Here is a 21,121-nt window from a genome sequence, read left to right as displayed (position 1 = left end):
TCTCGAAAATGGTTCAATTGCGGTGTGGTCGGATTTTCAGAATAATCAGTGGGATATTTATGCGAGCGAGCGTAATGAGCTCGGTGGTTGGACAACTCCTCAGAACATAAGCCAATCAGGAGTTGATTCGAAATATCCTCAGGTGGCAATGTATCAGACTGTTTCTCAAACAAATATTCTGTATCTTTGGACCGAAGGAAATTCTACCCCTTACGAGGTAAAAATATATCCTACTACTACATTACGTTCAAGAGCGCTTTCACTTTACGCTTTTGATTTAGGTAAACGAGAAACATCTGTTTTCAACATTCAGCGGCTTGGATATATTGCTTATGGTGAAGATCCAGAGAAAAGCATGGATTACGATACTTCTTTCCTCAGTTACAAAATCACTGGTCTTGATTCCACAAAGAGCTATCATCTTGGTTTGTGTTTTTATCAAGACGAAATGAGTAATAGCTGGAATCAGGAGATAGAAATTGATGATTTTCTTATTGACAGAGTAGAAATTCCGCGAAAGACCGTTGTTTTCAAAAAGATTATTCTTTCGAAAGAATTACTCAAGGATGGAGTGATTAACTTGCTTATCAAGAGGTCGCCGAAAGTGGTTTGCAGTGCTTTAGCACTTTGGGAATTTTCAAAAGAAGATCGGAATATGACTTCGGTTAAAGAACTTAACAGCAATGCCTTACGGGAATTCAATACATATGCTTCACCAAATCCGTCAAAGAAGAGAATACGATTCGATTGCCAATTGCCTGAACCTGGCGAGATTAGGATCAAGATTTATACAGCGACTGGTCGGTTGGTGCGGGAAATAGGGGGCTATAGATCTGCTGGCTCGCATACGATAACCTGGAATGGAAAGGACAATTTGGGACGCGATATCTCAACCGGAATCTATTTCTATCGTGCTGAGTTGAAGAATAGAGTAAAGACGGGTAAATTGATTCTTATACGATAGATTTTAGGGCGGGAGGACATCATCCCGTCTTGAATAAATTCTCTACTGTTCCATAGTAAATTTATCCATCTCCCCTGATAACGATGTGCTGGCGCATCCACTAATTTTTCTTGACTGATTTACATTATTCAGTATAATTGAATAATTGACTGGAGCATGTGATGCTGAAATTTTTGACTAAAATTTTCGGGACAAAGACCGAACGGGAACTCAAGAATTTATGGCCTGTAGTGGAAGAGATAAATAAAATTTACCAAAAACTACAGGGCGTGGATTTAATCAAACAGACCGAAGACTTCAAAAAGAGGATTGACCAGGGGGAATCTCTTGATGATATTCTTCCTGAAGCATTCGCCCTGGTCAAGGAAGCCTGCCGTCGGCTTGTCGGAAAAAAATGGACCGTGGTCGACATTGAATCTGAATGGAATATGATTCCTTTTGATGTTCAGCTCATCGGTGCGATTGTGCTGCATCAGGGTAAGATCGCGGAGATGAAGACCGGTGAAGGTAAAACGCTTGTCGCAACGATGCCTCTGTATCTCAATGGTTTAAGCGGAAAAGGAGCGCACCTTGTAACGGTGAACGACTATCTCGCACGGCGTGACCGCGAGTGGATGGGCCCGGTCTATGAATCACTCGGTCTGACCGTGGGGGTGCTTCAATCAGGGATGGATAATGAGTTACGTAAAGAAGCATATAACTGCGACATCACATACGGCACAAATAATGAGTTCGGTTTTGATTATCTGCGGGATAATATGGTCTGGAGATTCGAGGACAAGGTGCAGCGCAGGCATAACTATGCAATCGTTGATGAAGTCGATAGTATTCTGATTGATGAAGCGAGAACCCCGCTTATCATCTCTGGCCCGGTTGAGCATGAAACCAAGGCGTTCAATGAATTGAATCCCATTGTCCAGCGTCTCAATTCAGCCCAGACCGTGCTGGTCAATAGAATCGTAGCCGAAGCCAAGAAGATGCTTGAGAACGGTAATGTTGATGAGAAGGAGATCGGTAAAAAACTGCTTCAGGCACGGCGCGGTGCACCCAAGAACAAACAGTTGCTGAAACTGGAGCAGGAACCGGGAATCAAGAAATTGATCGAAAATACAGAACTCCATTATCTACGTGAAAAGTCTTTCGCCGAGATCGACGACGAACTCTATTTTGTCATTGATGAAAAATCGAATATCATAGATTTAACCGAAAAGGGCGCACAATTTGTTTCTCCCAATAATCCCGCAATGTTCGAATTACCGAACCTGAGTGAGAAGATCGGTGAGATCGACCGGAATGACAAACTGTCTCCAAAAGAGAAGATCTTTGAAAAAGAGAAGGCATATAAGGAGTATGCGAAGAAGAGCGAGACGCTCGCCAATCTGCGGGCTTTGTTGAAGGCATATTCACTTTTTGAAAAGGATGTTGAATATGTGGTTCAGGACGGCAGGGTGATAATCGTTGATCAATTCACCGGTCGATTAATGCCCGGCAGAAGATTTTCTGACGGTCTTCACCAGGCGATTGAAGCCAAAGAGCGGGTGCGTGTTCAGGAAGAGACCCAGACCTTTGCGACGATCACGATTCAAAACTATTTCCGAATGTATGAAAAACTGGCGGGAATGACCGGTACTGCATTGACCGAGGCGAATGAATTCTGGGAGATATATAAACTCGATGTCGTCGAAATACCCACCAAAGAACCTGTCCGAAGAATCGATTATCAAGATATCGTCTATCGCTCAAGGCGTGAGAAGTACAACGCCATTGTCGAGGAGGTCGTCAAATGGCATCAGAGGAAACGGCCGATCCTCGTGGGAACCACGTCGGTCGATGTCTCCGAGGTGCTGTCGAAGTTGTTGAAACGGCGGGGGATCCCCCATGAAGTCTTGAATGCGAAACACCATCAGAGGGAAGCCGTAATCGTCGCCAGTGCGGGGCAGCCCGGTGCCGTGACCATCGCGACGAATATGGCAGGACGGGGAACCGATATCAAACTCGGCAAAGGGGTCGTGGCGTGCAAGCGGTGTTGCATAAAATGCGTGTCCCGTGATTGTGCCAATTGTGAACACGATTTTAAAAAGGAGTGCCTTCAGGATGTACCGTGCGGACTTTATATCATCGGTACTGAACGGCACGAGGCCCGTAGAATCGATAATCAGCTGCGCGGAAGAAGCGGCAGGCAGGGCGATCCGGGTTCTTCAAGATTTTTCCTCTCCTTGGAAGACAACCTGATGAGGATATTCGGATCCGATCGGGTGGCTGAAATTATGGACAGATTCGGCGGCGAAGAGCAGAAACCGCTCACCCATCCTCTGGTCACCCGGGCGATAGCGAACGCCCAGAAAAGGGTGGAGGAGAACCATTTTGAAATACGTAAGCACTTGCTGGAATACGATGATGTGATGAATAAACAGCGGGAAGTCATATATAAGATGCGTGATGAAATTCTCAAGGGTGAAAATCTGAAAGAACGCACCATTCAGTTCTTTGAAGAGGCGATCGAAGATATTATTTTAAGGAACTCAGACCCCAAGATCAATCCGGAAGAATGGGAATGGGATGCGATAAAGGGTGAATTCAATCTGCTCTTCCTTACTGATATCGCGATTCCCAAAGAGAAGATCCCCAAGATGAAACAGGAAGAACTGCTCGATTTAATGCTTAACAAAGCGAAAGAGAGATTGTCCTGGCGTGAAGAGGAACTGGGCGAAGAGGTCTTTCAGGAGCTCCTTAAATTTGTTCTTCTGGGTACGATCGACAGCAAGTGGCGCGATCACCTTTATGCCCTGGATGCCCTGCGTGAAGGAATTCGGCTTCGGGCTTACGGTCAGAAAGATCCTCTTATTGAATACAAACAGGAGTCATTCAAGATGTACGACGAATTACTGGTTGATATCGCCAAACATGCATCGGGATTGGTCTTCCGCGCTCAACCCGGTCCGCGTCCGAGACGTGTCCAGCCGACCCGGGAATACAAACCCGGAGCCGGCACCGGAAGCCCGCGCGGTGGTGCACCCATGCAGCAACGGACTGTTGCGGGAAAGAAGAAAAAGATAGGAAGAAATGATCCCTGTCCCTGCGGCAGCGGAAAGAAATACAAAAAATGCTGTGGGAGAAATGTAGCATGAAGCCGTATCAGGTTCACCTCTTTTCCGATGAAAGCAAGATTCCTGATTTCCTGCCGTCCGCACCTTTTTTCATCTACGAGAATAAAAGATATTTGAATTTTTTGGTCTTTGACTGCTTTCATTTAAAGAACAGCGAACACTTGAAAGAGGTCGCCACCTCGGAGATTGAAGCATCCGGTATTGCTCCCGCCAATGGAAGTGTGCCGGTGATGGTGGAATTACAGAAAGCAATGGCTGAGATCAAAAAGATTGATTCGATGTTGTTGTTTCCGGATGAGATTTCCGCACTCTTCGCGGTCTTCTCGATCTTCGGCCAGAAAGCGACTTTTTTCGTCGACTATGAAACGTCGCCGGCCATCAACAATGTACTGCAGTATCGCAATGTCGAATATTACGACCATAATGATCTTGAAAAACTCGACAAACTTCTCAGCGCCAAGAGTGAAAAGGTGATTGTCATCGATGGAGTCTATGAATGGACCGGAAGCGTGGGGCCCGTGAACGCCCTGATAAAAACGGCGCAGGAGAATGAATGTGTTATCATCGGTAATGAATTGAACTCCTTCGGTTTTCTGGGAAGGGAAGGTCGGGGTTTCATCGACTTATTTAATTGTTATGATGCGATAAATATCGAGATCGGCAGTTTCAACAAGTTTTTGGGCGGGTTCGGGACATATATCGGAGCGAAGAGATATCTTGTCAACAAAATAAAAGAAAATACTTCCGCCCTTATCACCGCATTTCCCCAGTTTATGCTTTCAGTGAATCTCACGGGACTCGAGCTCATCAAATCAGGCAAGAACCATAAGAACACCTTTCAAAAACTCTGGAAGAACAGCAGGTATTTCATCACCCGTCTCAAGCAGATCGGTTTTTCAACCATCAGTGATACACCGATCATCGTGGTTTCGTTCAATAACAACGAAGAGGCGGGCGAATTCACCAAGAAGCTGTTTTTTGAACAGATCATCGTGGCTCAGAATAAAGAGCGTATCAGACTATGCCTCTCTGTAGAGCACAGCAAGGATGATATTGATTACTGTCTGGAAAAATTTGAATCAGTGGGTAAGGAGCTGGGCATTCTGAGCTCCGATTGATACCATCATTACAGCATCATGTCAAGGACAGAAGAGAAGAAGAATGTAATCAATCCAGGCGCCCTCGTTCTTATCCACCTTGATGCAAAACGGGAATTTCTCGTCACGGTCGAACGCGGCTTGAAACTCTCCACAGACCATGGAAATATGGAGCTGGATGAAGTCATCGGCAAGCCGTTCGGTTACATCGGACGAACGCATCTGGGAAAAGAATTTTACTGTTTAAAACCCTGCACCGCAGACCTGCTCTTTAAACTTAAAAGGACCACGACCATTGTATACCCCAAGGATCTGGGTCCTTTACTCCTTGAGACCACAGTCGGTCCGGGGTCAAGGGTGATCGACATCGGAACCGGCAGCGGTGCAATGGCTCTCACCCTGGCGAAGTTCGTGGCACCGGATGGAATGGTTTACTCATATGAACGGCGGGAGGAATTCATTGATAACGCACGGAAGAATATCGAACGTGCAGGTTATCTGAAGAATGTGACATTCCGACATTATGATATAGGAGAGACCGGTTTCCAGGATAAGGATGTCGATGCAATCTTCATCGATGTACCCGAGCCCTGGTTTGTCATCCCGAAAGCGATCAGCGTCCTTAAGAGCGGTCACCATCTGGTGAGCTGGAGCCCGAGCATGGAACAGGTGAAGAGAACGGTCGAGACATTGAAAGAGAATGATTTTATCCGCATCACGGTCAAAGAGATAATCGAACGGGAAATACTGGTGCGTGAACGGGGTGTGAGACCACGGGAGCGCGGCATAACCCACACCGCGTATCTTGTGCGGGGTCAACTTTTGTATAGGGTAAAAACCTCTCAGTCGGATTTTTAAGGTCTTTACTTCAAATAAGCGAGGGGGTCGACGGGTTTTCCGTCTTTACGCAATTCAAAATGTAACATCGGCCCGGACAGAGAGCCGCTTTCTCCGATCCTGCCTATGATTCTTCCTGCACTTATTTCGCTTCCGGTTTCGACGAGGATCTCCGCGAGATGACCGTACAACGAGTAAAAACCGTCGAGATGGTCGATCAACACCATATTGCCGTATCCCATAAAGCGGTCTGCATATACCACTTTACCCGGCGCCACGGCATGGACATTATCTCCGTATGCGGCACGGATATCAATGCCGTTGTTTTTGGTCTTGGTATTATATTTCGGATGGATGATCTTTCCGAATTTCGTCTCCACTGTTCCACGACACGGCCAGGGAAGCGTACCCCGGTGTTTTTCCAGATAATTTGTACCCTTTTTTGCCTTGGCGCGTTTCTTTTCAAGCTCCACGATAAGTTCTTCAAGCTTACGCTGGGCGCTCTTCAGTTCTTTTTCCAGTTTTTTCTTCTCTTTTTCCTGCTTGGCGACATTATCAAGGATGTCTTTCTTCTTTTTTCTTTCTTCACTGAGACGGGCCAATTCCTTCTCTTTCTCCTGCCTTCTCTGTTCCAGTGTGGTGATCAACTCCTGCCGCATTTTTTTATCAACGAGATACCGTTCCCAATCAGACTTGAACTCGAAGAACGCCTTCTGATCGTCTTTCGCCAGAATTTGTAGATAATACGAAGACGACAGGATTTCAGGCAGTGATTTTGAAGAGAAGAGAATTTCGAGTTTGTAAAAGGGCGTCCATTTATAGAGCCGAACAAGGCGGTCACGCAGGTCCTCTTTTCTGTATGTCATCTTTTTTTCCAATTTGGCGATCTCCTGGCTCAATTCACGGACCCTGGTTTTTTCTTTGCTCTCCTGAGAGGTGAGTTCATCGATGTATTTTGTGGTCAAAGAAATGACCTCATCGATCTTTTCGATGCGCGCCAGTGTCCCCACTTTCTGCTTTTCCAGTTGTTTGATTTCATTTCTTACGGTGTTGAGTTTTGTCTTTAATGCATCCAGTTCTTTCTGTTTTTCGGTTATCTGGGAAAAGAGACAAAGGATGATGAATAGGAAGGTCATTGCAGGAATCTTCGCAGAGCCAAGGCAGAGCCTATAACACCGAAAATCATACCGGAAGCGACATTACCCAATAGAAACCACCACTGCGGGAAATAGATTTCACTGAAGAAAGAGACCGCGGCTTTATTCGTTATGACGGTCAATACGAATGCAATCACTCCACCGATAATCCCCTGGACAATTCCTTCAAACGTGAAGGGGATTGCGATGAAGGAGTTCGAAGCACCCACCAGCTTCATTATTTCGATCTCAGTGGAGCGGGCGAATATCGTTAATTTTATTGTTTGAAAAATGACGAATATTACTGAAAATATGATTATCAGAAGCAGGCCGAAATCAAATACGGTTACGATGTTGGTGATCTTTTTGAGCTGTTCGACAAGTTCGCCGCCGTAGATCGTTTCTTTAATTCCCCGCAGAAGCATGACCTTGTCGCTTATTTCTTCAAGCCCCCGGGCATTTCGGAATTTTTTCCCCAATTTTATCCGCAAAGAAGCGGGCAGAGGATTTCTTTCAAATACATTCAATACCTCTTCGGTTTCCTTCAGTTCATTCTGGAGGTTTTTCAATGCTTCATCCGAAGAGATGTAAATTACTTCCTTCACGCCGTTTATCTTGAGGATATTCGATTTCAGGGCGTCGACATCGGCATTGGTGTCGAGGAAAGCGATGATTTCTATCTTCTGATCCAGAATGTTCAAAAAATAATAGAGATTTACGGTGACGAGGGCGAACAGCGATAATAAAAAGAGTGAAATCGACGTCAGAAGTAAAGAGAGAAGGAACAGGGAACTGTTTCTCGTTATCGTGCGGAAACCTTCTCTTATGCCGATACGTAAACTCATTGGTTAATTCCCGGTGACGAGGCGGGCGTTCTCGATACGCAGCATTCTTTTCTTCACTTTCTTCACCAGTTTCAAGTCGTGGGTCGCCATCAGTACGGTGGTGCCTTTGTAGTTGATGTCGAGCAGCACCTCTACGATTTCCTGCGAACTTTTGGCATCGAGATTTCCGGTCGGCTCATCAGCCAGCAGAATATAGGGATCCCTGACCAGAGCCCGGGCGATCGCGACTTTTTGTTGTTCTCCACCGGAGAGCTGGTAAGGGAAAGAGAATTTTTTATGACTCAATCTGAGATACGTTAAAATCTCCATCATTTTTTTTCGTAAATCCCTGGGTGGGGTATCGGTGACTTCGAGGGCGAAAGCCACATTTTCTTCAAGGGTGCGGTCCTGGAGTAATTTGAAATCCTGGAATATCACCCCGATCTTTCTCCGTAACTTCGGTATATGTTTTTTCTTCACGAATCGGAGATTTTGATCCATCACTTTGATCGTTCCTTTTGTGGGTTCTTCCTCTTTGTAGATTAATTTCAAAAGGGTGCTCTTACCGGCGCCGGTCGGTCCGTTGATAAAGACAAATTCTCCTTTTTCTATGAAGAAAGAGATATCCTGGAGCGCCACCCAGTCCTTTTGATAGACTTTTGTAACGTTCTCGAATGAAATCATTTAATGTAAATATAACCAGATTTCTTATTCTGTCAATGATGGAATGAAATTGATTTCAGGTGAGCATTGACTTTTTCGTGAATTGTAGTTATAATACGCAATGAAGGTGGTTGCTACTAACCGCAGGGCTTTCCACGACTATAACGTACTCGACACCTATGAAGCGGGTATTGTGTTGAAAGGCAGTGAGGCGAAGTCATTACGACAGGGTGCTGTTTCGTTAAGTGACGCCTACGGCGAGTGCTATAACGGAGAAGTCTATCTCATCAACCTCCACATCTCACCCTATAAATTCAGTACCGTCGCCCGCCTTAATCCCAAACGAAAACGGAAGCTTCTTCTCCATAAAAACGAAATCAAAAGGCTTTACGGTTTAACCCAGCAAAAGGGTAATACATTGATACCTTTGAAGATCTATTTTAATGACCGGGGATTCGCCAAGGTTTCGCTCGGTGTCTGCCGCAGAAAGAAGTTGTACGACAAGAAAGAGAAGCTGTTGAAGCAGGAGATGGAGCGTAAGGTGGATAAGATCAAAAAGGCGGTTCGATGATACCGTTTCTCTTTTCCCTCTTTTGTCTTCTTCCCCATAAGTATGAGATAACATATAATGACAACAGTATACTTGTCGAGGCGGAAAAGGTCGACTTTCAGAATTATGTGCCGTTGAAACCGGTAGCCGATTTTTTGAATTTGAATTATGTGCTGGACAACAGAACCCAGCGACTCTATCTGACGTCAGGAGAAGACCGTCTTGAACTCATCGGCGGTATAAATACGATCTTTTATGACGGTCTCTTCAAAAATATGCCGTTTCCGCCGATTTTCATGAAAGGCGAGGTATATTTTCCCGCCGATGAAATAATACCGATAATCGGCGGGGTTTTTGAAAAATTGATCTTTATTAAAGAGATAAAAGAAGCACCGCCGATCGATAAGATATCCCTTTTGACGAGAGGGGATTCCACGATCGTGAAGTTCTCCTGGAAAACACCGGTGGATTTTGACGTTCAATTCTTCATGAAGAGCGCGGTGATTGAACTTGATGGCCGATATAAAAAGGAAAGACTGAAGCCGGTCGGTGCAATAAGCGCTGCAAAGGTTATTCCCTATAACACCTACACCCGGCTGGAATTCGACGTCAAAGATGTTAATGCATATCTGGAACGGAACAATGAGGTGGTTTTCTACCATAAGATAAGCCATAAGGTGAATGTGATTGTAATTGACCCGGGACACGGCGGAGTTGATCCGGGAGCGGTCGGCAGGCGAGGGCTTTATGAGAAGGATGCGAATCTATCGATCGCAAAATATCTGCGGAAATTGATTCTGGATTCCCTTGATATAAAGGTGATTATGACCAGAGACAAGGATAAATATATCTCTCTAAAAACGCGCACCAATATCGCGAATCGGAACAGCGCCGATCTCTTCATAAGTATCCATTGCAATGCCTCATCCAAGAAATCAAAGATGAGGGGATTTGAGACATACTTTCTTTCCGAGGCACGTACAAATGAAGCACGGGCGGTCGCAATGAGGGAAAATGCATCACTGAAATTCGACGGTATTGAACCGACAGATGTGGTCAGCAATATCCTTATCGATCTCGCACAGACCGCGTATTTAGAGGAATCAAATCGGTTCGCCGAGTACATCCAGGAGAGCGCAGAAAAACATTTATCGATTCCTTCGCGGGGTGTGAAACAGGCGGGGTTTTATGTATTGCGTGGTGCATTTATGCCGGCGGTTCTCGTTGAATGCGCTTTCATATCCCATCCAGAAGAGGAAAAACTTTTAAAACAGAAATCGTTCAGAAAGAAACTCGCCCAGTGCATATTCCAGGGAATAAAAAATTATATTATTGATTATGAAAGGAGATTGAACAATTGAGTGATGCACCGATCGGTGTTTTTGATTCAGGAATAGGCGGCTTAACGGTTGTCAAAGAAATCAGAAAGATACTGCCCGGTGAAAATATCATCTATCTTGGGGACACGGCGCGACTGCCCTATGGTACGAAGTCGACCGAAGCGATAATCCAGTTTTCTCTGGAAAACACCCGTTTTCTCATTTCAAGAGGAGCGAAGTTCATCGTCATTGCCTGTTATTCCTCAACCTCGGTCGCCCTGGATATCATCCAGAAAAGCTGTCACATTCCTGTGATGGGAGTGATAAAACCCGGTGTGAAGAAGGTCCTTGAATTGAGTACGACCGGCCGCATTGGTGTTATCGGAACAACACTCACCATTTACAGCGGGGCATACGAGAAGGCGTTCCGTGAATTGGACGCACAATGCGAGATTCTCGGCCGCGCCTGTCCTTTATTGGTTCCTCTGGTTGAAGAAGGCTGGCTCGACCATCCGGCGACTGAGCTGATCATCGGTTCTTATCTTCAACCTTTAAAAGATGATGACATCGACACCCTGCTTCTCGGTTGCACCCACTTTCCTCTATTGATGGATTCGATAAAAAAATTCATGGGTCCGATCAATTATGTGGATGCTTCCCGTGAAGTCGGCGTGGAGCTGGCTGAGAGGTTGAAAGAATTGAAGATGTATAATCAGGCGGAAAGGGGTTCACTCTCGATCTACCTGACAGACCTCTCCATGAATTTTAAAGAGATCGGGGAGCGTTTCCTGGGTGAACCAATGAAGGATTTTTCGAGGATCTCCCTCAAAGGCGGATAGGTTTTCAAACAAGGAGAGATTTAAAGATGAGAAGTGATGGACGAAAACCGGATGAACTGCGGAACATAAAGATAGAACTCGATTACCTTGAATATCCCGCAGGTTCCTGTTTTATCTCAGTCGGTAAAACAAAGGTGCTCTGCGCGGTCAGTGTTGAGAATCGGGTACCCCAATTTCTGGTCGGTCAGGGGATGGGTTGGTTGACCGCCGAGTATGCACTGCTTCCCTGCTCCACGACCGAGAGAACACAGCGTGAGGCGACTCTCGGCCGTTTAACCGGCCGCACCCAGGAGATCAGACGATTCATCGGCCGCTCTTTGAGGCCGATCATTGATCTGTCTGCCGTGGGTGAGCGTACCTTTATTATTGATTGTGATGTGATTCAGGCTGACGGCGGTACGAGGACCGCTGCAGTGAACGGCGCCTTTATCGCCCTTTACACCGTGATCAAAAAGATGATGAAGAATAATGAATTCAGGACATTCCCGATACTCGATTTCGTCGGGGCGGTCAGTGTCGGTATGGTGAATAATGAGGTGATGCTTGATTTGTGTTATGAAGAGGACAGTCGGGCGGATATTGATATGAACCTCGTGATGACGGGCAGGGGTAAGATAATCGAAGTTCAGGCGACCGCGGAGAAGATGCCGGTTTCACGTGCTATGCTGGACAGATTGCTGGATGCGGCAAGCAAAGGAATAGAAGAAATTATCACCCTGGAGAAAAAGGTAATTGGGAGAGACGGTTTATAAAGAATTCAAAAGGACCGTTGCGGAAAAGCAGCGCGGTAAACGTATCGACCACTATCTGATAATCGCCGGGCTTGGTCTTTCCCGAAGTTTGACCCAGAAGCTGATTGAACAGGGTAAGGTGCTGGTCAACAATCGGCCGGTTAAACCTTCATATCGGGTGAAGACCGATGATGAGATTTTTGTTCGTTTTGAGATAGAACCGGCGCCGGAGATCAAAGCAGAGGATATTCCGCTGAATATCATATATGAAGATGATGATATCATCGTCGTCAATAAAGACAAAGGTATTGTGGTTCATCCGGCACGGGGTAATTTTGAACACACAATGGTCAATGCCCTGCTCAACCACTGTGGTGCTTTGCCGACATTGAGTGAAAGAGTCAGACCCGGGGTTCTTCACCGTCTTGATAAAGATACCACCGGTATAATTCTCTTTGCCAAGACCGATGAGGCGCTGCGTTCTTTAAGCAGGGCAATAGAGATGCGTAAGGTGAAGAAGAGATATGATGTTCTATGCTGGAATTATCCCGGTATGCCCCACGGAGTCATTGAGGCACCCATCGGACGCAGCACCCTTGACAGGACCAGAATGACGGTGACGCCCCTTTCATCGAAATCGGCGAAGACGGAATTTGTTGTGCAGGAGCGGTTTACGATTGCCAGCTTTTTGAAGGTCGGTCTTATCACAGGAAGGACCCATCAAATCAGAGTCCATCTACAGCATGTCGGTTGTCCGGTGATCGGGGATAAAGACTACGGCGGGACAAGCCCTGGAGTGATCAAGAAAGGCAAAGACCTGCCTCTGTTTAAGGAAATTCTGAATTTGATCGATCGGCAGGCGCTCCATTCAGCCGAGATGATCTTTCGACATCCAAGGAACAAAAAAGAGATGAAATTCACCGCACCCCTGCCTCCGGATATGGAGAAGGTCCTTCTTTTTTTGAGAGCGAAGTGCAAATAATTCATTTTCGTCTGTCAGGGATATAATCCATGAACGGAATCTATGTTTTTTTATTATTGCGTGAGATAAGAGAAGAGTTGATAAACGCCTATATCGAGGGCTTCTGGATCAAAGAAAGAATGGTGCAGCTCGTTCTCGGTTCCCGGGCTTTATTTATTTCTCTCTATCCTGAAGCACCGGCTCTTTTTCTTGCTGAAAAGAGACTCAGGGGATTTGAAAAGAATCCCAGCTTTAATAATGATTTGAGCTCGGCTCGTATCACGGGAGTGGAACAGGTCCATTTTACCCCTTTTATCCGGTTCAAACTGGAAAGGGCGGAACTCAGTGAAAAGGTGGAGATTATGTTGGATATCTCTCTATATCGGGAAGCACCGAATATCCGCTGCAGAAAAAGAAGATCGCAAAGGGTGCTCTTCAGCCGCTACATTGAGAAGAGTCCGAAGGCCGCGCTTACTGATCTTAGTGAAGAGAAATTGGATTTACTTTATAAGAAGAACAGACAGACAATCAATTCGATATTGGTGAAGAGGTTTGAAGGGATTGATAAGTATCTTGCAGCAGAATTATCAAGGGAGAATATGGATAAACTTTTGATGATTCTCAGGGGAGAAAAGGCAAAACCGCGCCTGGTCGGTGTTTCCCCTTTGCGCATCAGCCTCTTTGCCGACCGCTGCTTAGGTGAGTATTCCACTTTGAACAGCGCCCTGAAGGATGGAATAAAGAGATTCAGTGAAGAACGGATGAAGCACCTGCTGCTTTCCCGGAAGAAGATTTTGATTAAGAAATTAAAAAGGCGCATTGAGAGATTGAATAGCAAACTGGTTGACGAGAGGGAGATTGAGGAGCACCGGCTGCTGGGTGAGTTGATATTGATGAACATTTCCATAATAAAAAAAGGTAGTGATAAGGTGCGTCTTTTGAACCCTTATGATGATAAATATGTAGAGATAAAACTGGATAAAGACAAATCGCCGCAGGAGAATGCTCAGAGTTACTTCAGAAAATACAAAAAATTAAAACGGGGTCAGCCGAAAATCAGAAAGAAGATTGAAAGTTTAAAACAAGAGATCAAAACACTTCAGGCGGCTCTTCCCGGTGCGCCGCAGTCCCTTGAAGTAGTGCATCACGGGCAGAAGAAAGAGGAGAAGAAATTCCGTGTCTTCAATCTTGCATCGGGCTCCACGGTCTATGTGGGAAAGAACGCCCGGTCGAACGAGGAACTGACTTTTAAATACGCAAGGCCTGACGATTATTTTTTCCATACCAGAGGTTATGGGGGTTCACACGTTCTCCTGAAGGCCCGTGTTCCTAAAGGACAGAAGCCGAGAAAGGAGGACATCGAAAGCGCCGCCGCACTCGCCGCTTATTTCAGCAAGGCGAAGAAACAGACCAAGGTACCGGTCTCTTATACCCAGCGGAAATATTTGAAAAGAAACAAGAAAGGTAAACCGGGCAGTGTAATATTGATGAGGGAAGAGGTCGTTTTTGTAAAACCCATGTTATATCCTGAAGGCGGTTCCGATACAGTCAATCCATAGATTACAACGGTTCAGTCGTTGACAAAACAAAAATTATGTTTAAAATAAATTGTGGAACAGTCGATTGTCAATGATTTCCTGAAAGAGATTGCAGTCGGTTTCCGGTCGGCAAAATCCTATCCGCCGGGTCATCCAGTGATGGATAAGGTCATCAATAACACCATCACTCACCTCAATAAACTCTTCGCTGAGATTCCCGAGTTCTCCATGTATTTCCTCGAACAGACGGTCATCTTTCAGGATCAGAAGTTTGATATGGCAAGAAACATCGCCGTCAAATCATTGCTTGATACTTTCAGAAAGATAGAGGTCAACAGTTTGACATTTGAAAGCGGGGTGTCGAGTGACGATATCAGGAATATGTACGAGGTCATCAGCAGCCCCAAATTGAAGATTAAACAGTACGGCAGTGTGGCGGATATGCTTGTTTCCAAAGGTACAACGAAGATAAAAATCAACGCCGTGAAATTCGGCATCCAGACCGGTGGAGCGGTTCAGATGACCACGGCGAAGCCGGAAGCGGTAAAGAGTCAATCAGAGATTGTCGAAGCGATAAAGAATTTAAAAGATCTTGTCGAGGCCGGGATCACCGGTCTGGAACTGAAGACGAAATTCAGTGAGGTGGCGAGGGATATTGCTTCTGCTCCTGCACAGTCACGTCAGTCTTATAGTGAAGCGGTCGCCCGGATATTGGAACAGTTGCCCGCTGAGCACAGAATTGAGTTGCTGCGTGATGTTGAATTGAAACCGTTTGTGCTGAAGCTCCTTTCAAAGTTGAAGGATGAAACTCTGGTTGAATTAATCATGGCAAAGGCGGAACAGAAAGGAGATAAGGATTTCAAAGGTATCATCAGCGGTATGGGTGAAGAAAAGTTCGCCAGGATAATGCCTGTTCTGAAAGAAAAAATTCCTGATGTCTATAAATATCTGGCGCAGCTCGGCCTGGTCTTGAGCGAGAAAATGTCAACGACCGTTTCCAAAGAAGACCTGCGTAATTCAATTATCCCGTACTATAATATGCTTGACTCTCAGAACGCCCATGTCCGAGAAGAAGGGTTGAAGTCATTGATCACCATCGCCGGCAGATTCGTCAAACAGGGAAATTACGAAATGGCCGACGAAATTATTCAGAGAATAACAGCAGCGATAGAACAGGAATCAGTAGCAATGGTCTTGACCGAGGTGATCGATCAATTAAGAGAATTGTATAATCTCTGTGCGGCGAATAAGCAAAAGAAGAGTTGTGATAAACTTCTGGAGCCGTTCAACAAGATTCTCGGACGGGGAGGGCTTTCAGTTCAGTTCAAGAAGAAGGTTATAAAATTTTTGAGTGAAACCGGGAATCGGATCGTACTGCCCATGCTCTTCTCTTTCTTGTGGGAAAGCGGCATTTATCCGGAAGTCAGAACGGCGATAGTAAAGTTCGGCAAGGATGCGGTCAGTGAAGCACTTCTCACCCTGAAAGAGGCGGAAGAGATGTTTCTCAGAACGAAACTCGTTGATATTCTTAAAAATATCGGGAAGGAGAGTATTGAGATACTGATTGAAAATCTCGACAGCGGAGAGTGGTTTCTACGCCGTAACATTATCGCAATTCTCGGTGAGATCGGCGACCAGAGCATTGTGGACCGGCTGCTACCGTACCTGGAAGACGAGGATGATCGTGTTCGACTTGAACTTGTAAGAACATTCCGCAGATTGGGATATGAATCAGGTTTATTGAAGGCGTTGAAAGACGTTTCAATAGAAGTAAAGACCGAAGCCCTCAAGGGGTTGAGAAAGAGTGTAGATGAAGAGAAGGTGAAGGAACTGCTTTCTTTGTTCAAAGAAAAAGGAGATTCATTACATACAGAACTTTTGGGATTGATCGGCCACAAAAGAGTCGCCGAGGCGGCAGAGCCGATCGCCGAATTCCTGAAATCATTAGAGTCGCGTGACGACACGGCGGCTGAAGAACTGAAAGAGGTCGGAATAATGACCCTTGCGAAATTGAAGACGAAGAAGGTCAGGATCATCCTTGAACAGCTTAAACTGTCAAAAGACAGAACTTTAAAGACGCTTGCTGCAGAGGCGTTAAAACGGATTTCATGATGTCGCATAATCGGCGTGGTTTAAAGGCATTCAGATGATTGCGGTTATTGATTTCGGTTCTCAATACACCCAGCTCATCGCCCGGCGGGTGCGGGAATGCAGGGTGTATTCAGAGATATTCAGTTGCTTCATCGAGATTGAGAAACTTCTTGACCGAGACGTGGAGGGATTGATTCTTTCCGGCGGGCCGGGCAGTGTTTACCAGGGAAGGGCCAAGCTGTTCAGGAAGTTTTTTGAATTGAATGTTCCGGTGCTCGGTATCTGCTACGGAATGCAACTGGCCGCCAAACTGCATGGCGGAGTGGTGAAGTATACGAAAAAGCGTGAATACGGCCATGCCCTGCTGACGGCCAAGAAGGCATTGCTCTTTTCCGACCAGCCGAAGAAATTCAGTGTCTGGATGAGCCACGGTGATTCAGTCGTGAAGTTACCAAAAGGCGCGAAAGTCATTGCCTCAACCGAGACCAATCCGATCGCCGGTTTCAGACTGAATAACATATACGGGATACAGTTCCATCCTGAAGTTCACCACACCCGTTACGGGATAAAGATCATAGATAATTTCCTCACAAAGATCTGTCATGCAAAGAAGAACTGGTCGATGAGCCGATTCATTGACCAGGAGGTGGAAAGAATAAGAGACCTCGTCGGTAAGGATAAAGTCTTGTGTGCGGTCAGCGGAGGCATTGATTCGACGGTTGCGGCGTCGCTGGCGGCGAAGGCAGTGGGTGACAACCTCATAGGTATTTTCGTCGATAACGGTTTACTGAGGATGAACGAACGGCAGGAGGTCGAGAAGATTTTGAGACCCCGAATCAATCTCAAAGTGGTGGATGCCCGTAAAAGATTTCTTTTGAAATTGGCGAAGGTGCGGGATCCTGAAAAGAAGCGGAAGATCATCGGCAGAGAGTTTATAAGCCTCTTTGAAGCTTCGGCGAAGAAGATAAAGAACGTACGGTTCCTGGTGCAGGGAACACTTTATCCTGATGTGATTGAGTCGGGAAAGGGTATCGGACCTTCCGCGGTCATTAAGAGCCACCATAATGTGGGCGGCCTGCCGGAAAAGATGAAGCTGGAGATCATTGAACCGCTGAGGTTATTATTCAAGGATGAAGTGAGGCGGATAGCGAAGATGCTGGGTCTGCCCAGCAGATTCATCGAGCGAAAACCGTTTCCCGGTCCGGGGTTGGCCGTCCGAATCATCGGGCCGGTCACCAGGGAACGTCTGGAGACGCTGCGGCAGGCAGACAGTATTCTACTCGAAGAAGCTCGATCACTCCGTAATTTCAAAAAGATATGGCAAATCTTCGCGGTGCTGTTACCTTTCGGTAGTGTCGGGGTGATGGGTGATAGGCGAACTTACGACGCCGTATGTGCAATCAGGGCGGTCTACAGTGAAGACGGTATGACCGCGGACTGGGTGCGTCTGCCGTATAAGTTTCTCGCCCGTGTTTCGAGCAGAATAACCAATGAGGTGAAAGGTATAAATCGGGTCGTTTTTGATATTAGCTCAAAACCGCCTTCGACGATAGAATGGGAATAAAAATTTTTTACATCTTTTCAATCATCTACGGCATCGTCAGCGGTGTTGGTATATTCAAACGGATACTTCCATCCCAATTTCTATATGTTTTTCTGGCGGTTATTCTATTCTATTTTTTATACTACTTGAATAGAAGGAAAATAATTTTGTCTCACAGTGTTGCCGGTGGGATCATTACGAATCTATCTGTTCAACTTACCGGTGGCGTCGCTTCGATGCTGTTCTTTATATACCCGCTGGTCCTGGCGATCATCGGATACAGAGAAAAGTATATAAATTACTGGGTCGTTGCATTGTGCCTTTTTGTCGTGGAAACACTTTCAGCCGTCTTCACCCACACAGTGATGTTTCCACCTTTGATCATCTTCTTTGCATCGGCGGGAGTGATCGGTTTCATAATAAAGAAACAGCAGGAAAGTGAGTCTTTCCTTAAAAAATCATTAATGAAATATGAATCACGGGATCAGTTTTTAGGACCGGCTGATTTTGAACAGAAGAAGATTGTGACGTCGGTACAGGATATTGATCGGCATCGAGGTATTGAAAGACCACTTCTTTATTTCGTTAAGTTGATACACAGAATGTTCAATGCATACACGACCGCGATCTTTTCTTATTACAACGACAACCTTACTCTTATCCAGGGATTTTCCCATTCAGAACTCTTTCGGCCCGACACCGTCATCGATGTAAAATCAGGTATTTACCGCCAGGTCATCGCCTCCGGTAAAGTGATTTTAATAAAAGAATTCGTCCAGAATCCCGATGAACTTGGATATTACAGAGGTGAAGTGAAGGTCGGTTCGGTATTGATCGCTCCGATTATCCTTCTCAACAAGGTTGAGGGGATATTGATTATGGACCGGAAAGATCAGCTGTTCGATGAGGAGGACAAGGAGAAGTTCACAGAGGCGGTCCACTCGGCGGGTTACCTGCTTGCAATGCTCAGGTTGTACGAGCAGAAGAGTTACGAGGCGAAGTATTTGAAAGAAATCTCCGAGCATATTAAAGAATTGAATAAAGAAGAACTCGACCTGGATAAGATCTTATCAGACGCCGCCCAATTCTTTAAAGAGGTAATGGAATGTAATGACGTCGGTATCGCTGCTATTGATGAATTGAATGAAGAAGGAGAAGTGCTTTATTCCACCTATGTGGAGGAGAAAACGAAATTCTCTTTTGACGACGGCCTTGTAGGTTTTGTGGCGCGCCACAGAGACTGCATTATAAAAGACGACCTGGGTAAAGGAAATGTGGTGGTTCTTAAAAAAAGTATAAAGACCAGGAACCTTTCTTTCGTCGGTATTCCGGTATTTCGGGATGAAGAACTGCTGGGAGTGATCTGGCTTGAGGATCACCGTAAGAAAAAATTCAACCGTGACAACATCGATGCATTGAATATTCTGGCTTCGCAGCTTTCTTTCGCCTGGCAACGGGCGGCTCTTCATAATAAAGTGAAAGAACTGAGCGAAAGGGACGGTCTGACGGGCCTGTATAACCACCGTTATTTTCAGGAAATCCTGGAGAAGGAACTTAAGAAGAAAAGGGAACTTGTTCTGCTTTTATTCGACATCGATCACTTCAAGCAGATAAACGATACCTACGGACATCAGGGAGGTGATAAGGTTCTGGAGTTTCTCGGAAGGTTGATGACCAAATCCAAGAATTGTATTTCGGCACGCTACGGAGGTGAGGAGTTTGTGATGATTTTTCCCAGATGTTCCCTTAAGAAAGGGATCGATCACGCCGTGCACCTCAAGGACCACCTTTTGAAATCCAGTATAAAGGTCGATCACACCAGGATAAAGATCACCGTAAGCATCGGTGTGGCACACTACCCTACTGATGCGGAGACCAGGGATGAATTGATCAGGAAGGCCGATGAGGCGATGTATTGGGCGAAACAGAACGGCAGGGATCAGGTAGCAGTGGCGAAGACTTTGGCTGATAAAAAGAAGACATCCTCAAAGCAGGAGGATAAAGATAAGAAGTCTCTTGTTTCTGAAGAGAGGAGCGGAACGTGAGCTTTGGATTGGCGTTGGGCGGCGGCGGTGCAAAAGGTCTGGCACATATCGGTGTTTTGGAAGTGCTGGAAGAACACGGCATAAAACCGAAGTTCGTCGCCGGTACCTCGATGGGTTCGGTGATCGGAGCGATCTACTGTCTTGATGGTTCGGCAAAAGACCTGAAGAGCAAGGCTGAAGAGATGATTAAATCCGAAGAGTTCAAGAATTTCGGACTCGATGAATTTTATACGGAAAGCAGGAATGTACTGGAACGGTTTAAAAAAGAGGTTTTTGAAAAGATATACTTCGGAAGGCTCTTCTTCAAAAAGTCACATATTAAAACCGAGGCGGCGAAGCGGTTGTTCACCAATCTCTTTGGTGACAAAACCTTCCGCGATTTGCGTATACGTTTTATCTGCAATGCTCTGGATATCCGTACCGGAGAAGAGGTGCTTTTTACCTCAGGGAAGATAAGGGACGGTGTATGGGCGAGTTGTGCGATTCCCGGTATCTTTCCGCCTTTCACCAGAGGGAATAAGATTCTTGTCGACGGCGGGGTGATTGATAATATTCCGGTGTTACCGGTGAAGCGTCTCGGTGCGAAGATCGTGGTGGCGTCGTATCTCGGACATCTGCCGAGATTCAACGATGAACCTGATACAGGATTTCGAATAAACCAGCGTGCCCAATCTTTTGTAAGATATTATCTCGACCAGAGAATTCTGGAACAGGCGGATTGCGTGATCAAGCCGGATATCACCGGGTTTCACTGGGCTGACTTTTCCGCCCTCGATGAGCTGGTGGAGGTGGGCAGGGAAGCGGCTGAGAAGAATATAAGAAGAATCAAAGCCGCGAATTCATTCTGGAACAGACTCAAAAAATCACTGCGCTGAT

The 21,121-nt window shown here is 45.8% G+C and carries 17 protein-coding genes; 14 read left to right on the top strand and 3 right to left on the bottom strand.

The window, feature by feature from the left end; translation table 11 throughout:
• The 4 genes from ENI34_05865 to ENI34_05850 form a co-directional block, all read left to right on the top strand.
• Positions 1-964, top strand: a 964-nt coding sequence (locus tag ENI34_05865; protein HEC78652.1) for a T9SS type A sorting domain-containing protein, incomplete at its 5' end; no start/stop codon positions are given.
• Positions 965-1,122: 158 nt separating this feature from the next.
• The gene (secA, locus tag ENI34_05860; GenBank protein ID HEC78651.1) at positions 1,123-4,092 is read left to right on the top strand and encodes a preprotein translocase subunit SecA; all 2,970 of its coding nucleotides are present in this window, start codon (positions 1,123-1,125) and stop codon (positions 4,090-4,092) included.
• Entirely contained in the window at positions 4,068-5,189 is a 1,122-nt protein-coding gene (locus ENI34_05855; GenBank protein HEC78650.1) for an aminotransferase class I/II-fold pyridoxal phosphate-dependent enzyme, read from the top strand. The genes secA and ENI34_05855 overlap by 25 nt, the downstream gene beginning before the upstream one ends.
• Positions 5,190-5,207: 18 nt before the next feature.
• The gene (locus ENI34_05850) at positions 5,208-6,026 is read left to right on the top strand and encodes a tRNA (adenine-N1)-methyltransferase (GenBank protein ID HEC78649.1); all 819 of its coding nucleotides are present in this window, start codon (positions 5,208-5,210) and stop codon (positions 6,024-6,026) included.
• A gap of 5 nt (positions 6,027-6,031) precedes the next feature.
• Here ENI34_05850 and ENI34_05845 read toward each other — a convergent pair whose 3' ends face one another.
• The 3 genes from ENI34_05845 to ftsE are packed head-to-tail and all read right to left on the bottom strand — an operon-like array spanning position 6,032 to position 8,649.
• A complete protein-coding gene (locus ENI34_05845; protein HEC78648.1) occupies positions 6,032-7,141 on the bottom strand; it encodes a hypothetical protein in 1,110 nt (369 codons plus the stop codon).
• A complete protein-coding gene (locus tag ENI34_05840) occupies positions 7,138-7,986 on the bottom strand; it encodes an FtsX-like permease family protein (GenBank protein ID HEC78647.1) in 849 nt (282 codons plus the stop codon). Before ENI34_05840 ends, ENI34_05845 begins: the two co-directional genes overlap by 4 nt.
• Positions 7,987-7,989: 3 nt before the next feature.
• The gene (gene ftsE / locus ENI34_05835; GenBank protein ID HEC78646.1) at positions 7,990-8,649 is read right to left on the bottom strand and encodes a cell division ATP-binding protein FtsE; all 660 of its coding nucleotides are present in this window, start codon (positions 8,647-8,649) and stop codon (positions 7,990-7,992) included.
• 100 nt (positions 8,650-8,749) lie between these two features.
• On the opposite strand from ftsE, the gene smpB reads away from it, so the two are divergent.
• The 10 genes from smpB to ENI34_05785 are packed head-to-tail and all read left to right on the top strand — an operon-like array spanning position 8,750 to position 21,120.
• The gene (smpB, locus tag ENI34_05830; GenBank protein HEC78645.1) at positions 8,750-9,199 is read left to right on the top strand and encodes an SsrA-binding protein SmpB; all 450 of its coding nucleotides are present in this window, start codon (positions 8,750-8,752) and stop codon (positions 9,197-9,199) included.
• On the top strand, positions 9,196-10,539 hold the full coding sequence (locus ENI34_05825) for a hypothetical protein (GenBank protein ID HEC78644.1): 1,344 nt from the start codon (positions 9,196-9,198) through the stop codon (positions 10,537-10,539). Before smpB ends, ENI34_05825 begins: the two co-directional genes overlap by 4 nt.
• Entirely contained in the window at positions 10,527-11,336 is an 810-nt protein-coding gene (locus ENI34_05820; protein ID HEC78643.1) for a glutamate racemase, read from the top strand. Before ENI34_05825 ends, ENI34_05820 begins: the two co-directional genes overlap by 13 nt.
• 26 nt (positions 11,337-11,362) lie before the next feature.
• A complete protein-coding gene (rph, locus tag ENI34_05815) occupies positions 11,363-12,088 on the top strand; it encodes a ribonuclease PH (GenBank protein HEC78642.1) in 726 nt (241 codons plus the stop codon).
• Positions 12,069-13,049 (top strand): RluA family pseudouridine synthase, encoded by a 981-nt coding sequence (locus ENI34_05810; GenBank protein ID HEC78641.1) that lies wholly within the window; start codon positions 12,069-12,071, stop codon positions 13,047-13,049. The genes rph and ENI34_05810 overlap by 20 nt, the downstream gene beginning before the upstream one ends.
• Before the next feature lie 29 nt (positions 13,050-13,078).
• Entirely contained in the window at positions 13,079-14,587 is a 1,509-nt protein-coding gene (locus tag ENI34_05805; GenBank protein ID HEC78640.1) for a DUF814 domain-containing protein, read from the top strand.
• 51 nt (positions 14,588-14,638) lie between these two features.
• On the top strand, positions 14,639-16,678 hold the full coding sequence (locus tag ENI34_05800; protein HEC78639.1) for a HEAT repeat domain-containing protein: 2,040 nt from the start codon (positions 14,639-14,641) through the stop codon (positions 16,676-16,678).
• 34 nt (positions 16,679-16,712) lie between these two features.
• Positions 16,713-18,221 (top strand): glutamine-hydrolyzing GMP synthase, encoded by a 1,509-nt coding sequence (gene guaA / locus ENI34_05795; protein HEC78638.1) that lies wholly within the window; start codon positions 16,713-16,715, stop codon positions 18,219-18,221.
• On the top strand, positions 18,212-20,245 hold the full coding sequence (locus tag ENI34_05790; GenBank protein ID HEC78637.1) for a diguanylate cyclase: 2,034 nt from the start codon (positions 18,212-18,214) through the stop codon (positions 20,243-20,245). The genes guaA and ENI34_05790 overlap by 10 nt, the downstream gene beginning before the upstream one ends.
• A complete protein-coding gene (locus tag ENI34_05785; protein HEC78636.1) occupies positions 20,242-21,120 on the top strand; it encodes a hypothetical protein in 879 nt (292 codons plus the stop codon). Before ENI34_05790 ends, ENI34_05785 begins: the two co-directional genes overlap by 4 nt.
• The last annotated feature ends 1 nt before the right edge of the window (position 21,121 follow it).

It is taken from the genome of candidate division WOR-3 bacterium (assembly GCA_011052815.1).
Classification (GTDB): Bacteria; Hydrothermota; Tepidihabitantia; order SM23-42; family SM23-42; genus DRIG01.
The sequence above is the reverse complement of the archived record's forward strand: the minus strand, read 5'-3'. Positions and strand labels throughout refer to the sequence as shown.